The 14,310-nt window shown below is 49.9% G+C and carries 16 protein-coding genes; 9 read left to right on the plus strand and 7 right to left on the minus strand.

Features of this window, described 5'->3' with window-relative positions; genetic code table 11:
* The first annotated feature begins 13 nt into the window (after positions 1–13).
* Positions 14–1,189: an MGDG synthase family glycosyltransferase gene (locus AC3ZPD_RS01820; protein ID WP_490982550.1), complete on the plus strand. Its 1,176-nt coding sequence runs from the start codon at positions 14–16 to the stop codon at positions 1,187–1,189.
* 41 nt (positions 1,190–1,230) lie between these two features.
* Positions 1,231–1,899: a TVP38/TMEM64 family protein gene (locus AC3ZPD_RS01825; RefSeq protein WP_490982551.1), complete on the plus strand. Its 669-nt coding sequence runs from the start codon at positions 1,231–1,233 to the stop codon at positions 1,897–1,899.
* Positions 1,900–1,976: 77 nt separating this feature from the next.
* On the opposite strand, the gene AC3ZPD_RS01830 is transcribed toward AC3ZPD_RS01825, so the two are convergent.
* Positions 1,977–2,546, minus strand: coding sequence for an NADPH-dependent FMN reductase (locus AC3ZPD_RS01830; RefSeq protein ID WP_490982552.1), 570 nt, complete (start codon positions 2,544–2,546; stop codon positions 1,977–1,979).
* Between the two features lie 204 nt (positions 2,547–2,750).
* Between AC3ZPD_RS01830 and AC3ZPD_RS01835 the strand changes: the two genes are divergently transcribed.
* Positions 2,751–3,428, plus strand: a complete 678-nt coding sequence (locus AC3ZPD_RS01835) for an S-layer homology domain-containing protein (protein WP_490982553.1) — start codon at positions 2,751–2,753, stop codon at positions 3,426–3,428.
* A 36-nt stretch (positions 3,429–3,464) separates the two neighbouring features.
* Here AC3ZPD_RS01835 and AC3ZPD_RS01840 read toward each other — a convergent pair whose 3' ends face one another.
* Positions 3,465–4,388 (minus strand): alpha/beta hydrolase, encoded by a 924-nt coding sequence (locus AC3ZPD_RS01840; protein WP_490982554.1) that lies wholly within the window; start codon positions 4,386–4,388, stop codon positions 3,465–3,467.
* 267 nt (positions 4,389–4,655) lie between these two features.
* Here AC3ZPD_RS01840 and AC3ZPD_RS01845 point away from each other — a divergent pair, with 267 nt between their 5' ends.
* Entirely contained in the window at positions 4,656–5,321 is a 666-nt protein-coding gene (locus AC3ZPD_RS01845; RefSeq protein WP_490982555.1) for a YjgB family protein, read from the plus strand.
* Positions 5,322–5,464: 143 nt separating this feature from the next.
* Here the strand turns inward: AC3ZPD_RS01845 and AC3ZPD_RS01850 are convergent, their stop codons facing one another.
* The 3 genes from AC3ZPD_RS01850 to AC3ZPD_RS01860 all read right to left on the minus strand — a co-directional run bounded on the left by AC3ZPD_RS01850 (position 5,465) and on the right by AC3ZPD_RS01860 (position 7,909).
* Positions 5,465–5,656 (minus strand): YgaP family membrane protein, encoded by a 192-nt coding sequence (locus tag AC3ZPD_RS01850; protein WP_490982556.1) that lies wholly within the window; start codon positions 5,654–5,656, stop codon positions 5,465–5,467.
* 225 nt (positions 5,657–5,881) lie between these two features.
* On the minus strand, positions 5,882–7,102 hold the full coding sequence (locus AC3ZPD_RS01855) for an oxalate decarboxylase family bicupin (RefSeq protein ID WP_490982557.1): 1,221 nt from the start codon (positions 7,100–7,102) through the stop codon (positions 5,882–5,884).
* 132 nt (positions 7,103–7,234) lie between these two features.
* Entirely contained in the window at positions 7,235–7,909 is a 675-nt protein-coding gene (locus tag AC3ZPD_RS01860; RefSeq protein ID WP_490982558.1) for a Crp/Fnr family transcriptional regulator, read from the minus strand.
* 338 nt (positions 7,910–8,247) lie between these two features.
* Here AC3ZPD_RS01860 and trxB point away from each other — a divergent pair, with 338 nt between their 5' ends.
* From trxB to AC3ZPD_RS01885, 5 genes are all read left to right on the plus strand, one after another.
* Entirely contained in the window at positions 8,248–9,201 is a 954-nt protein-coding gene (gene trxB / locus AC3ZPD_RS01865) for a thioredoxin-disulfide reductase (protein ID WP_490982559.1), read from the plus strand.
* A 71-nt stretch (positions 9,202–9,272) separates the two neighbouring features.
* Positions 9,273–9,791, plus strand: a complete 519-nt coding sequence (tpx, locus tag AC3ZPD_RS01870) for a thiol peroxidase (RefSeq protein WP_490982560.1) — start codon at positions 9,273–9,275, stop codon at positions 9,789–9,791.
* Positions 9,792–9,989: 198 nt separating this feature from the next.
* Entirely contained in the window at positions 9,990–10,844 is an 855-nt protein-coding gene (locus AC3ZPD_RS01875) for an ABC transporter ATP-binding protein (RefSeq protein WP_490982561.1), read from the plus strand.
* The gene (locus tag AC3ZPD_RS01880) at positions 10,837–11,493 is read left to right on the plus strand and encodes an ABC-2 transporter permease (protein WP_490982562.1); all 657 of its coding nucleotides are present in this window, start codon (positions 10,837–10,839) and stop codon (positions 11,491–11,493) included. The genes AC3ZPD_RS01875 and AC3ZPD_RS01880 overlap by 8 nt, the downstream gene beginning before the upstream one ends.
* Complete coding sequence (locus tag AC3ZPD_RS01885; protein ID WP_490982563.1) at positions 11,490–11,855, plus strand: GntR family transcriptional regulator; 366 nt, start codon at positions 11,490–11,492, stop codon at positions 11,853–11,855. Before AC3ZPD_RS01880 ends, AC3ZPD_RS01885 begins: the two co-directional genes overlap by 4 nt.
* A 96-nt stretch (positions 11,856–11,951) precedes the next feature.
* On the opposite strand, the gene cdaS is transcribed toward AC3ZPD_RS01885, so the two are convergent.
* Both cdaS and AC3ZPD_RS01895 read right to left on the minus strand, forming a co-directional pair.
* Positions 11,952–12,575, minus strand: coding sequence for a sporulation-specific diadenylate cyclase CdaS (cdaS, locus tag AC3ZPD_RS01890; RefSeq protein WP_490982564.1), 624 nt, complete (start codon positions 12,573–12,575; stop codon positions 11,952–11,954).
* Positions 12,576–12,697: 122 nt separating this feature from the next.
* Complete coding sequence (locus AC3ZPD_RS01895; RefSeq protein ID WP_490982565.1) at positions 12,698–14,173, minus strand: MFS transporter; 1,476 nt, start codon at positions 14,171–14,173, stop codon at positions 12,698–12,700.
* Positions 14,174–14,310: the final 137 nt, after the last annotated feature.

Genomic DNA, 14,310 nt, shown 5'->3' on the forward strand with positions numbered 1-14,310 from the left:
GCTGCTTCGTGGGATGCGTCAACCGCGCATTATGATTTTAACGGCCGGTTACGGGGAGGGGCATAATCAGGTTTCTCGAGCTGTGGAGCAGGAATTCGCGGCCAGAGGGATCAAGGACGTTTTCATCGTTGATTTGATGAAGGAGGCTCATCCGCTGTTAAATTCGGTTTCGACAAAATTATATTTGAAGAACAGCCTGACTTCCCAATACGGCCTGGATCTGTATGGCTGGAGTTATTATTGGACGAGGGGAACCCGTCCGGGCAGCTCGCTGGGCAAATATTTTAATTCCATTGGAAAAAGAAAGCTGAAAGCCCTGCTGCGTGAGGTCTCTCCCGACCTGATCTTAAATACCTTCCCTTTCGGGGCGGCAGCTGAAGCCGGAAATGAGCTTGGCGTGCCGGTCTGCACGGTGATTACCGATTATACGCTCCACGGACGATGGACGCATCCGGATATGAGCCGCTACTATGTGGCGACGGACGAATTAAAACACGATATGGAAAAGAAAGCTTTTGCTTCACCGCAGCAAATTCTGGTGACGGGGATTCCGGTCCGCAGAGGTTTTGTCATACAGAATCAAGGCGCCGGGGATGCCCGGGATCCCTATCCGGCCTCATATCAGGATCAGGACGTATCCGCAGATGGTCGTGGCCTTCGCAAAAAGCTGGTGATGCTCAGCGCGGGTTCCTTCGGCGTACCGCAGCAGATGGAGGAGATCGTCCGGCGGCTGCTGGAGGCGGGAACCTGCCGGCTCGCGATCGTCTGCGGCCGCAATGAACGATTATATGCCAGGTGGTCCGCAATGTTTGGGGGAAACCCGGAAGTCGAAATTTTTGGATTTGTGCCGCATATTCACGAAATTATGGCGCAGGCCGCCTGTCTGGTTACCAAGGCCGGAGGAGTCACTTTATCGGAAGCGATCGCTCTGCGTGTGCCTGTGTTTATTTATAAACCTTTTTCAGGGCAGGAGAAAGAAAATGCGGTATACCTCGCCGGAAAAGGCGCAGCCAGAATCGCGGAAAGCGCCCCGGAGTTAAGCCGGCAAATCGGCCGTTTGCTGGACAATCCCGCAGAAGAATCGGGAATTCGCAGACGGATGTCCGATCTCTGCAGGGGCGTCGCGACGGAAAGGATTGTCAGTGATATGTTAGAGCTGCTGCAAAGCAGGCTGCGGGTTACGGTTTAATAAAAGGATCCCGACAGGGGGGCCTATAGCCGGGGGAATTCATGGATAACAATAGCAACGGCAAAACGTGCACGGCAGGCGTGAAATGGGTATCGGCCTTTAGCCTGCTGCTGATTCTTGCCGCAATCGTTTATGTGGCTTATTTAATCAAAACCGGACAATACTCCAAGGTCATGAATTCCATTCAACAGCTGGGGATTTTAGGGATCGTCGCCGGCATTTTCATCCAGGCGGTGCTCAATATGCTGCCGGTTCCGGGGGAATTTTCCGCTTTGCTTCTGCTGGAGGTCTATGGACCGGTATGGGGCGGCGTTTATGCCTGGATCGGCGGAATCGTAGGTTCCATAGGCGGCTTTTATCTGACCCGCTGGGTGGCTAAACCCCATGTCGGAGCCGTAAAACCGGCGCTGGACAAGATGGAGGAGTGGCTGGTCAGGTACGGGGACCTGGGGCTTTTGATGATCCGGTTTGTGCCATTTGTCCCTTATCATGTCGTCAATTATGCGGCGGGGCTTTTGAAAGTGGGGTTATGGGGATTTGCCTGGACGACGGCCGTAGGCATTTTACCTTATTCCATCGCCATGAGCTGCCTTTATGCAGGGATGCGGAGCAGCCCCTGGGTTTGGGCTTTTGTACTCGGCATCGGTATTGCCGCGGCGGCCTGGCTGTTTTTTGCCCGGAGAAAAAATGTCGTGTTTGACCGCAAATGAGGTTGCCTCAAAACCGAAAAAGCAGCTTTCCCGTCGCCTTGACGGAAAAGCTGCTTTTATTGTTGTTCCGGCGGGTTTTAAACTCTGCTGCTCGTGCTGAACCGCCAGGAGCCGGATTCCATCCATTCGATAAAATGATCGGTGACCGTCTCCAAATATTGTTTGGTAGGTTCGTGGATCAATTCGCCCTGCTCGTTGAATTTCTCGTGGGCTGTGCCGATATAAACCTCGTTGCCCGGGTAAAACGGGGAAGCGATGCTGGGCGAAAACAAAATTTCGCGCAGATGGAGCTGGGCGCGTACGCTGCCCAGAAAACCCATGGAGGATCCGAGAATCCAGGAGGGTTTGCCTTTCATAACTTTGTCAACGCGCGACAGCCAGTCTATCGCGTTTTTAGTGACGCCCGGTATGGAATAGTTGTATTCAGGCGTGATCCACAAAACCGCATCGGCCATATTGACTTTATGTTTAAAGATTTTAACGCTTTCCGGCGGATCCAGCTCGATATCCTGATTGTAAAAAGGAAGCTCATGGATTTTTAAAATTTCTATATCAACCTTGTGTTTAAATTGCTCCTGCATGTAACGGGCAAGTCTCATATTAAAGGATTCCTTCCGCAGACTTCCTACAATGGCCGCGATTTTCAAAGGGGTTCCTCCTTTTCCTAAGTATAAATATGTAATTGGACTAATAACTCTCCTGTTTAGATAATAGCACTAATGCACCGGTTTTAACCAGTCATATTAAGCATTTGCACATTTAGAAAAAATAAAAAAAACTGCAACATTGCAAAAGTTTCCTGCGTCAAGAGGTCAAACCTATACAAGAATCCGGATAAGGAGCAAACCTTTATGAAAATAGTCAAATCGGCGGCGGCCCTTTCTTTGTTATTTGGCGCTTTCAGCGCCCATGCCTTTGCGTTCAGCGATGTAGATGCGGGTCAGTCCGAGGCGGTTCAAAATCTTCAGCAAAAAGGCATCGTCAGCGGTGTGGATGCGGAGCATTTTGCACCAAAGGAAACGTTGAGTTATGCCCAGGCTCTGCAGATGCTTGTCAAAGCCTTTAATCTGAACCTCGATGGTCTTCGTTTCTTTAAAGAACCGCTGGCTTCCGACATGTACCGAAATGCCAAGGATCATGTCTGGTATTCGGATGCTTTCATCATCTCTTATTATCATGATTTAAGAGTGGATCCCGAGGTTGACCCGAACGCGCCGATTTCCCGTGAAAAGTTTGCGGATTTGCTCGTAAAGGCGCTCGAACAGCAGGGCGATTTCCCGATGGTCAAAATTTTTGTGGATCTCAAGGATAATGATCAGATCACACCCGAACTTCAAGGAAGCGTTCAGCGATTGTTTTATTACCGATTGGCGCAGCTGGACGAAGACGGTTTGTTCCATCCTCAGGACAGCTTGAAGAGGGGCGATGCCGCTGTATGGCTAAACCGGGCAGTCGAGCTGCTGGGGGACAAAAGCGAAACCGGGGAGCAAGATGGTTCGAATAGTTTAGGTGTGGAAAAGACGAAATAACCGCTCCTTCCGGGGCGGTTATTTTTTTCGAATGGCCTAGTCTCTGGCAGCTTCATATAATCTTTCGGCCACGCGGGCTGGGGCGGTCACCGCCGTGGACATATGGTCGCCATGGTCTTTAATCAGCCTGAACAAGCCAAGATTTCCGGACATATGGGGGTGCCAGCCGTAGCCATTCCCTTGGGGAAGCACGTTGTCCTCCGTCAAATAAACATAGCTTTTAGGCACCTGCAGCGAGTAAAATTTTTTTAAATCGAGTTGGGCAAACAAAGGTTCCGCGGGTTCCGGCGTAACTCTGCTGTACATCTGCTTGGCTAGACCTTCATCCGCAAGATTGACAAACCCTTCGCGGAATAAAGCATACGGAAGGATGACGGAATAATTTTTAACTTTGAGTATTTTCCGGGTTTCCGGAGGGATTTCGTCTCCAGCCGATTGACCGTCCTTAAGTACAAAAGCGTTCAGGAAAACCAGCCGTTTAATCAGGTCCGGGATTTGCTCGGCAGTTTTTTGAATGACCGTCCCGCCAAAGCTGTGGCCGACGAGGATAATATTTTGCAGGTTGTTGGACTTGATATAATCGGTTACGGAGGCTACGATCTGCTCATGGGTCACCTTTTTGTCCGGATCGGCTCCATGTCCCGGATATTCGGGGTTATAAACCCGGTGCCCGTGCTGCCGGAGCACAGCGGCAACGCCCTCCCACCAGCCGGCGTCTGCCCAGGCCCCGTGAACCAGCACGAAGGTCAACGGCTGCTGTTGGGTCCGGTAATCATAGGCCGGGGGAGCAATAGCGCCTGCAGGATAAGGGGGACGGAAGTTAGGCAGGGGAGGAAAAGGGTAAAGATAGTTAGGATAGTTATAGGCAGGCTGGAGAGGACGACCATTTGGAAGATCTCGCTGCAGGAACACGGGCGCCGTTGGATCGGAACCAGGCAACGGGAATGGGGTTCTGAACATGATCAGCTTCCTTTCTGTTTGCCCTGATATACAAGTTTATATGTATGTCGCAGGAGCCAAATCATGTATACAATCCGCCAAGAGAGGGAATCTAGATAAGAACGCGGAAAACTTGACGCCCGTTTGGGCAGGTTCTTTTAGCGGAAATCACGGTAGAATGGCAACCTTTTTGAACCCTATGTCGTTTTATAAATATCCTGTACAAAGCGATTCGAACAGCAAGTCAGTCGCTAAGGATTAAAATTTGAACAACTGGAGTGGACCTTCATGATGAAATCGATAAAATTTGCCGCAGGAGCTTTTTTCATTTCAACCGTATTTGCCTTATCGGCTTGCAGTTCTAATTCTTCCAACGAAGCTCAAACGGCAAGCCCGGCACCGTCCGGGACGGAAACGGCCTCCGAAGCCCCTTCGGGCGCCGGTCAGGGGGCATCCGCAGCTCCGCCGGCAGGCGCTGATGGCGGCACCCAGCCTTCGGCACCTGCAGAACAGCCGTCCTCCAGCGAAGAGCAGATCAAGCAGCTGCTGGAGCTGGCGAAAAAAGGGGAAGCGCCTGGCATTCCGTTTGCCGCCCACAATTCCTTGATTGACGATGTGACCAAGGCCTGGGGGAAAGCCGACAAGGTGGGTTCGGCAGGCAGCGGCATGTATGCGACCTATGCGAAGAAAGACGCAGTGTTCGGATACAATAAAGGCAGCCAGCTTTTTGATGTCCGGTCCAGCAGCCCGGATTTGCAGAACCTGACGCTCGAAGAGATCGAGTCGGCGCTCGGCAAGCCGGTTTCTACCAAAAAGAACGGGAACGATACCATTTATATTTATACCGCAAGCGATCAGTTTCAATTAAAGTTCATCATTCCGGCTTCGACCGGGAAGGTGGATCACATTTCGGTATTTTCACCGGAGGATTCCGTTAACAATATGGCGGGATGACCTTTCTTGAATCGAGCAAGCCCCCTTGAAGCAGCTTCAAGGGGGCTTGTTTTTTGAGGTTTACAGCCGGATGATTAGTTAGAACAAGGTCGTGTCCTTTATAATTTTGCAAAATTTATAAGGCATGCCGATCCCAATATTTCTTATCTTATTTTGCAGGTATTGCGGCCAAGCAGCTTGTTGATTCCGCATTTCTGGGCCAATCCGGTGATCAGGAACGGCAGGGCCGTCAGGCCAAACAGTTTCCAGTACCCTGGAAGGACAACAAAGAGAGCCAAGAGAGCTACGCCAAGAATAATCCGGATTACGCGATCCGCTCCGCCAACGTTTTTCATTATGATTTCCTCCTTGAATGTTTTAGTTAGTAGGTTTTGTGCCGCTTACAAGTACGATCTTATCAAGCCTTGTTGAAAGGAACCGTAACTTTGTCACAAAACGAAGCGGAGGAGCCCCCCGCAGCCGGACAAATAAAAAAGCCGATCACCCCGCGCGCAGAGCATTCAGCAGCATTAAGGGGAACTAATCGGCTTGAAAAAGACGAAGGTCAGGATCGTATAATCTTAATACTGATCGCTTTTATGGAGCGGCTGTTTCGGATAATAAGAGAAACCCGGATATTTTACGACAGGCCACTTTTCTTTCCGCAGTTTGGACATGAAGGCAGGCTGCACGTTCAGATTGGTTCCCACAAGCTCCTTGGGCGTAAGGGCCAGCCATTGATTAAGCGAAACATCCTGAAACCGGTCGCTTTTGAACATTTCAAGAAACCAGAGCGTCGTATCGCCCGTGTTCTGAATGTAGTGTCCGTAGGCAAACGGGACATAACCTACGTCGCCGGCCCTGACATCGAACGTTCGGGCGGCTCCGCTGCCGGCAAATACCGTCATGCGTCCGCTGCCGGACAAGTAATATTGCCATTCGTCCTTGTTGGGATGCCAGTGCATTTCGCGCATGGCGCCAGGTTTGATTTCCACAAGCGCGGCTGCCACGGTTTTTGAGATCGGGAAATTGGTTGAATCCACAATGCGTACCGACCCTCCAGGCGTAATCAACGGTTTCTGGGCCAGCAGCTCGTGTTTGAATGATAGCGGAATCGTACCGTAGGGGGAGGAGACAGCTTGGCTCTCGAGACTGCCTGGTATCGGGGCCTGGTAAATATACACCTGTTCGTCCGGAATGCTGCTGAAATCGGAGAGGGGGACGCCAAAGTTGGCGGATAAAACGTCCTTGGGCGTATGGGCAACCCAATCGGACAGGGACAACGTATTTAAATCCGAAAAAGCGCCGTCGTCGAAGACAAGTAAAAATTCGCAGCCTTCCTCAAGCCCTTGAATCGAATGGGGAATACCCGGCGGAAAATACCAAAGGTCCCCTTGTTTTACATCGGCGATATAATTACGCCCGTCCTGGTCAACCGCCGTGATTCGGGCGCTGCCCAGCAGCATGTAAGACCACTCGGCCTGCTGATGCCAGTGCAGCTCGCGGACGCCGCCTGGCGTCAATGCCATGTTAACGCCAGCAAGGGTGGTGGCAATCGGCAGCTCGCGCTGCGTAACCTCGCGGGACCATCCCCCTTCATTAAGCTGCATGTGTGCATTCGAGAAAGAGAAACGCATATTGGGCACAAGACCGTTGTCCGTATCGGGAGGCACCAGCAGGTCTGGATTTTGAAGATCCAGCATTATGTTTCGCGGCCCTTTATCCACGGTGCCTTCCTTTCCTCTGATCGGCTGCGGGACAGGCACCGGGTGCTTTGACTCGTCATACAGGTTCAATTCCATTTCTCCTTTCATCCTGGACTGCTGCGAAATGGCGGCAAATGATCCATACATCATTGAATATGAACGTGGAGGCGTTTTATGCAAGGGATGGGGCGGAAAAAACAAAAAATCCCCGAAAAATACGGGGATTATCTACAGCTCTATATACTCTTCCAGCTTGCCGCGATCGGTAATTCTGATTTTCCCGCGGGAAAGCTCGAGAAGGCCTTCCTTTTCCAGCGCTTTTAAGGTACGGCTGATCACCTCTCTGGCCGTTCCAAGCTCTACCGACAAAACGTCGTGCGTAGTCAGCAGGGTTTCTCCGGATTTCTTCGTTCTGCCAATCAGGTATTCCGCGACTCTGCCCCGGATGGACTTGAAATTGATGCTGTCCAGCAGGTTGGACATCACGACGATCCTTTGAGCCAGGGATTTGAACATAAATTGCCTGAAATTCCGGTAACGATCCATCCAATCGCGGAAAATATCGACCGGAACCACAAGCACGCGGGCAGGTTCTTCTATGCAGGCCGAAGCTTCGTATTCCGTATCCCCCAGAATGCTGGTAGTCATCAGCGGACAACATTCCCCGCCCCGGATCCGGTAAAGGGTGATTTCCCGTCCTCCGGCGCTGAGTTTGTACATCCGGACGGTTCCGTCCAATATGAAAGCGGCAAACTCCAGAAACTGCCCTTCTTCGATGGTGTAGTTCGGTTCTACCTGTACGACGCTTATGCCGTCTTTCCTCCAATCTTCTTCCTTAATATCGGATAAGCTTGGGAAAGAGGCCAAAATCAGCGGCAATTGTTCTAAAACGGCCGTACCCAATTTTTCAGCTCCTTTACTTCCTTGTCAGAATGGATGACGAATGCTTAGCAAGGGATATAAACAGAATAGCATCCGTCTGGCCCCCAAACAAATTTAACAAAAGGGTTGACAGAGATAAAAATAAGGAGTATAAATAAATTGTGCAAAATATAATTGTTCAAAATCAATAAAATAAAACAATGATCGCGGAGTTGAAAACGACCGAGCATCCGACCCTATATAAAGTTGAGGCAGGTCCAATAAATTTTGCGCGTTTAAATGCTGGTAATTATTTTTTTAAACAAATATATTGTTGACAATTAAATTGTTAGAAATTAAAATGAGTGGAGGAAATCAACATGTATAAAGCAATCGTAATCGGTACAGGACCAGCGGGGTTAACAGCGGCAATCTATCTGGCAAGGGCCAATATGCAGCCTTTGGTCATTGAAGGCGAACAGCCGGGCGGCCAGCTGACTACCACGACGGAAGTGGAGAATTTCCCCGGTTTCCCGGATGGCATTCTTGGTCCGGATCTGATGGACAATATGAGAAAGCAGGCCGAGAAATTCGGCGCAGCTTTCAAAACCGGCTGGGTCCGGGAGATCGATTTGCAAAACCGGCCGTTCACGCTGCGACTGGAAAACGGAGAGACCTTGACGACTGAAGCCCTGATCGTTTCCACCGGGGCATCGGCCAACCTGCTCCATATCCCGAATGAGATGGAGAATATCGGCAGAGGCGTCAGCACCTGTGCGACTTGCGACGGGTTTTTCTTCCGCGGCAAAAAAATCATCGTGGTCGGCGGCGGCGATTCCGCCATGGAGGAAGCTCACTTCTTGACCCGGTTCGCCAGCGAAGTACGTGTCGTACACCGCCGGGAGGAACTAAAGGCTTCCCGAATCATGCAGGTGCGGGCACGCAGCAATGAAAAAATCGAGTGGAGCCTGAACCGTACGCCGCTGGAAGTAGTGGAAGGCGAAAACGGCGTGACCGGTCTTAAAGTTCTTAACAACGAAACCGGCGAAACCGAAGTCATCGATACGCAGGGCATCTTTGTGGCCATCGGACACCGTCCGAACACTGCGTTTTTGCAAGGCCAGCTGGAAACGGACGCTAACGGATACCTTGTCGTTAAACCGGGGACTTCCGAAACCAGCATTCCGGGCGTATTTGCCTGCGGCGACGTCAAGGACCCTGTATACCGTCAGGCGATTACTTCCGCGGGCAGCGGCGCCATGGCCGCGCTGGATCTGGAAAGATTCGTGGATGAACACCCTGTAGCAGAGCCGCCTGTGCAGGAGGTGGTCTAATCCCTTTGCTTTGACCGTAAGCATGCTGCACAACAAAAAAACTATAAAACATTTATTGGAGGAATTTTATAATGGCACAAGAACGTACTGGAGTAGCAACTTTTGGAGGAAACCCAATTACTTTGATCGGACCTGAATTGAAAGCTGGCGATAAAGCCCCTGATTTCCGTATCAACAAAGACCTGGTAACCGAAGCCGGCTTGTCCGATTATAAAGGCAAAATCAAACTGATTTCGGTAGTTCCTTCCCTCGACACGGACGTGTGTGATGCGCAAACCCGCCGTTTTAACGAAGAAGCGTCCAAACTGGGCGACGATGTGGTCGTACTGACGGTATCCGTAGACCTTCCGTTTGCGCAAAGCCGTTTCTGCTCGGTAGCCGGAATCGACAAATTGGAAACTTTGACCGACTACAAACACCGTTCTTTCGGCGAAGCTTATGGCGTATTAATCAAAGAACTTCAGCTGGAAATGCGTTCGATCTTTATCATCGATGCCGATGACACGATCCGTTACGTGGAATATCTGGGCGAAATGGGCGACCATCCTAACTATGAGGCAGCCATTTCCGCTTTGAAACAACTGGTTTAATTTAATCTTGCCTTAAAAAAAGCTCAGCTGCTGCTGGGCTGCAGCCCTTCGGGTTTGCAAGCGGCGATTGGAGACGATTTTTGCGTCTCCAATCGCCGCTTTTTTTAGCCCAAAAGACAGGTGCGTGATTGACTTTACAGAACACCTCGTGATACATTGTGAATATACAACATACACAATTTGTGAAGGAGGTAGGGTATGCTGGCATTAGACATTCGAAATCTGCACAAAAAATACACTGATTTTCAGATAAAAGACGTCTCTTTTCAGTTGGAGAAGGGTTATATCATGGGTTTTATCGGTGCCAATGGCGCCGGGAAAACGACTACGATAAAATCGATCTTAAACCTGGTTCAAATCGACAGCGGCGAGATTTACGTTTTTGGCAAGAATATGGCTGAACACGAATTGGAACTGAAGCAGGAGATCGGGTGCGCCTTCGGCGATATTGATTTCTATACTCGCAGCAAAATAAAAACGATGACCCTTATCACAAAAAAGTTCTATAAGAATTGGAACGATGAAACATATTACAACTATTTGCAAAGATTCAAATTGGATGAAAACAAAAAAATTGCCGAGTTATCTACAGGAATGAGAGTCAAATACAGCTTGGCCCTTGCTTTATCCCATGGCGCAAAGCTCCTTATTCTGGATGAACCGACAAGCGGACTTGACCCTGTTTCAAGAGACGATTTGCTCGATATCTTTCAGCAGCTTATCGTCGATGGCGAGATCAGCATTCTTTTCTCTACTCACATTACATCCGATTTGGAAAAATGTGCAGACTTTATAACCTTTATTGAGAATGGGCAAATCATTGCCAGTTCCGAGAAAAACGATTTTAAGGAATCCTACCGTTTACTCAGCGGCAGCGAGGACCGGCTGCACGAGGTGAAAGAACAGTTAATTTCGTACAAAATAAACTCTTTCGGCTTTACCGGATTGATTCATGCCCGAGACCTTGAGCCATCCTCCACGCTGAAAGCAACCACGCCGAGCCTTGAGGAAATCATGATTTATTTCGCGAAAAAGGAGGATGTGCATGTATAATTTGGTGATGAAAGATTTGAAATTAGGCGTAAATCCCTGGTTTCTCGTATTGCCTTTATTTACAGGAGCCTTGATGTTTGTTCCCGGTTGGGTTTATTTCTTCGTTCCGCTTTATTTCTGCCTCATAACGGTACCGAATATGTTTGGCGGATTTAAAAGTCAGAACGATTTGGTGTTCAGTACGATCATGCCCGTGACCAAAAAAGACATCGTAAAAGCCAGAATCACCGTTATTGTTATTCTGGAGCTCATGCATCTGCTTGTTGCCATGATCTTCAGCCTGTTTACGCTTCGGTTATACCCGAATCTCACTTATTTTTTCTTTTCGCCGCATACGGGTTTTTGGGGATTATGTTTCGTCATGCTTGGGATCTTCAACATCGTGCTGCTGCCCATGTATTACAAAACGGCGTATAAATATGGGGCGGCAACGATTGTATCCACTGCGGCGGCCATTCTGTTTGCCGGAGTTGCCCAATGGGCGGGAATAAGCAGTCCGTGGATGAACGGTATTTTTTATGGCTCCGGTGCGAACAACACGGTGCTGCAGCTATCCATACTGGTCGTAGGCATTGTCCTTTTTATTGCATTCACTCTGATTGCTTACCGGATTGCGGTGAAACGATTCCTAAAAGTGGAGATATTATGAATGTAACGATTTTGAATACATCCGAGAAACCGATTTATCAGCAGATTTATGAACAAATCAGCGCTCAAATCCTGAAAGGCGAGCTGGAAAGCGGTTATTGTTTGCCTCCCATTAGGCAGGCGGCCCTTGAGCTTAGTGTTAGCGTCATCACTGTAAAGAAAGCTTGGGAAGAGCTCGAACGAAGCGGTTTGATCAATACGATAACGGGAAAAGGATGTTTTGTAGCGGAATTTACGGCGGATGAGATGCTGCGAATACGCAGCGACATGATTCTGAAGCAAATGGAGAGCGACGCCCTGTACTACAAATCCTTTGGCATCACCCTGGATGAAATGATTGAGCTGTTGAAGAAGATTTATTGACAGCTTGATCGGCGATGAAAATTCTCGAGATATAGGATGGTTTTGGCAGGCGCTTTAATGGGCGCCTTTTTTGTGCCATAGAAGTTAAAGAAGAGGTTAGACCTGTGTATCGGGGCCGACGGTTACCGGATAGATTTTTCCTTCTAGGCAGAAGGAAGCCAGGCCCGTTTCTTCGGACACGACCAGCACAAGCGCGTCGCAGCGCTCGGATAACCCGATGGCCGCACGGTGGCGGGTGCCAAGCTTTTTAGTCCCGTAAGCCTGCTCGGTAAGAGGCAGCACATTCGCGGCTGAGACGATCAGATCTTCGCTGATGACGACGGCTCCGTCATGCAGCGGACTGCCGGGAATAAAGATGGATTCCAGCAGGGGACTAGTAACAGCTGCAGCCAGCGGAATACCCGGCGTGATCAAGGCCTCCAGGGAATCCTCCCGCTGGATGACGATAAGAGCGCCTAATCTTTTTATAATCAAATGATAAATGCTTTGAGAAATTTCGTTATATTTGTTTGTATAAGGCGATAGGAAACAGTTCAGATAATAAGTGGAGGCCAAAGCCTCGGTTTCCATAAACTCGCGCGAGAGCGAATCGATTTCGTTCAGCAGGCAGACCTCTTTGTGGTCAAGACTGGCCACGATGCCGCTGATGTGCTGCGAAATGCGCTCCAGATTCTCCTTCAGCTTGACTTTCAGCGGCGAGAAATCGCATTTATTTTGCATGTAAATCCTCCTTCGGCTTTAGCGTTGCCGTTTGCGCTTATCGTTATGCGGTCCGCAAGCAAAAGAAGACCCCCGGTTCCGCTCATTTGGCGGGTTTTCGAGGGCCTTCAAGGTATGGATGATCAAGCTTGCTTGGTGCTCATCCGCTGTCCGCGTTTGGAGAACCATAAACGGAAGCCGGTCAGCAGGGCGGCCAGTGTGCTAATGGAGGCCGAGGTCATAAAGACGACATGCATGCCGGTGATAAAAATATCCGGTTGCCCCGGAATCAGGCCGGTAACGCGGTGTCCCGCTTCCGAACTCATCACGCCGAACAAGGTCGTCGTAGCGACCGTAATGCCCACCACCATCCCGACGTTTCGGATCAGCGAATTAATGCTGCCGGCGATCCCAAGCTGGGTTTTGGGAATCCGCGACATGACCAGCGAGTTGTTCGGCGACTGAAAGACGCCGTTGCCGAAGCCCAGCATGGCGATCCATAAACCGACAAGCGGAATCGAGCTTCCTTCATGCAGGTTGGCCAGGCCCACCTGAGCGATAACGGTAACGACCAGACCTACGAAGGTCAGCAGCTCGGAACCGATTTTGTCCGATAAGGCGCCGCTCAGCGGAGCTACGATCACCATCATGATCGGAAACAGCATCAGCAGGAATCCGGCATGAAACGGCGACAGGTTCAAAATGCTCTGCGCGTAAAAAGGAGCAATGATGTTGTAGCAAAAATTGCCTACGAAAACCAGGAAACCGCAGGTAATACTTAAAGAAAACAACGGATTTTTAAACATGGTCAGCTGGAGCAGAGGATTTTCCTTCCCCGATTCGAGCCATAGAAAAACACCCAGAGTCACAACGGCCACGATCAAAGCCGCCACGATCCTCAGATTTCCATATCCGTATTGCTGGCCGAGCAGCAGGCCGGAGAACAAAGCCAATATAAACAAGGTAAACAAGAGACTGCCTTGGCTGTCGATTTTCACCTTCAGCTTCGTGTAGTCTTTAGGCAGTACCCGTACCCCGAAGATAAAAGCAAGGATTCCGATCGGCAGGTTGACCCAAAAAATATATTCCCATCCCAGCGCCGAGACGATAACCCCGCCCAGACTTGGACCGGCGATACTGCCCAGCGAAACAAAAGTGCCGACCAGGCCCAGCGCTCTGCCTCGTTCGGTGCTCGGAAAAATATCGGTGACGATCCCCTGGCTGTTCGCCATAGTCATCGAGGCTCCTACGGCCTGAATCAGGCGGGAGGCGATGAGGAAGGGGAGGCTGTGGCTTAACCCGCATAAAGCGGAGCCGATAATGAAGATAACCATTCCGATTTTAAAAATTTTGATTTTGCCGATGATGTCTCCCAGTTTGCCGAAAAATAAAATCGCCGCGCAGATCGTCATCAGGTAGCTGGTGACCACCCATTCCGTTTGCGCTACCGGCAGGTTCAGCGTTTTGGAAATGACCGGAAGCGCGATGTTGACGATACTCCCGTCGAGCGTGGACATGAAGGTAAACAAATTCATAACGATCAGGATAATCCAGCGCCTTCTCTGTATATTCGGATCCTCCTGATAGGTTTTCCTGGGAGCGGCTGCCGCTTGACTCATAACTATAGACACCTCTATTCCCTAAAAAAGTAGGTAGTTGCACCCGCAACTATCTGAACATTTCTTAATGTACTCCGATTTTGTTGCGGACGCAACTGAATTAAGGTAAACTTTTTCTCAGGATCGATTCAGCCGGA

This window comes from Paenibacillus mobilis, assembly GCF_058267595.1.

What these genes read in the sequence shown, in the direction of transcription:
- AC3ZPD_RS01885 (WP_490982563.1), top strand. Translation starts at nt 11,490, where the DNA reads ATGAATGTAACGATTTTGAATACATCCGAGAAACCGATTTATCAGCAG.
- AC3ZPD_RS01835 (WP_490982553.1), top strand. Translation starts at nt 2,751, where the DNA reads ATGAAAATAGTCAAATCGGCGGCGGCCCTTTCTTTGTTATTTGGCGCT.
- AC3ZPD_RS01895 (WP_490982565.1), bottom strand. Translation starts at nt 14,173, where the DNA reads ATGAGTCAAGCGGCAGCCGCTCCCAGGAAAACCTATCAGGAGGATCCG.
- AC3ZPD_RS01825 (WP_490982551.1), top strand. Translation starts at nt 1,231, where the DNA reads ATGGATAACAATAGCAACGGCAAAACGTGCACGGCAGGCGTGAAATGG.
- trxB (WP_490982559.1), top strand. Translation starts at nt 8,248, where the DNA reads ATGTATAAAGCAATCGTAATCGGTACAGGACCAGCGGGGTTAACAGCG.
- tpx (WP_490982560.1), top strand. Translation starts at nt 9,273, where the DNA reads ATGGCACAAGAACGTACTGGAGTAGCAACTTTTGGAGGAAACCCAATT.
- AC3ZPD_RS01850 (WP_490982556.1), bottom strand. Translation starts at nt 5,656, where the DNA reads ATGAAAAACGTTGGCGGAGCGGATCGCGTAATCCGGATTATTCTTGGC.
- cdaS (WP_490982564.1), bottom strand. Translation starts at nt 12,575, where the DNA reads ATGCAAAATAAATGCGATTTCTCGCCGCTGAAAGTCAAGCTGAAGGAG.
- AC3ZPD_RS01820 (WP_490982550.1), top strand. Translation starts at nt 14, where the DNA reads ATGCGTCAACCGCGCATTATGATTTTAACGGCCGGTTACGGGGAGGGG.
- AC3ZPD_RS01880 (WP_490982562.1), top strand. Translation starts at nt 10,837, where the DNA reads ATGTATAATTTGGTGATGAAAGATTTGAAATTAGGCGTAAATCCCTGG.
- AC3ZPD_RS01855 (WP_490982557.1), bottom strand. Translation starts at nt 7,102, where the DNA reads ATGGAATTGAACCTGTATGACGAGTCAAAGCACCCGGTGCCTGTCCCG.
- AC3ZPD_RS01875 (WP_490982561.1), top strand. Translation starts at nt 9,990, where the DNA reads ATGCTGGCATTAGACATTCGAAATCTGCACAAAAAATACACTGATTTT.
- AC3ZPD_RS01845 (WP_490982555.1), top strand. Translation starts at nt 4,656, where the DNA reads ATGATGAAATCGATAAAATTTGCCGCAGGAGCTTTTTTCATTTCAACC.
- AC3ZPD_RS01840 (WP_490982554.1), bottom strand. Translation starts at nt 4,388, where the DNA reads ATGTTCAGAACCCCATTCCCGTTGCCTGGTTCCGATCCAACGGCGCCC.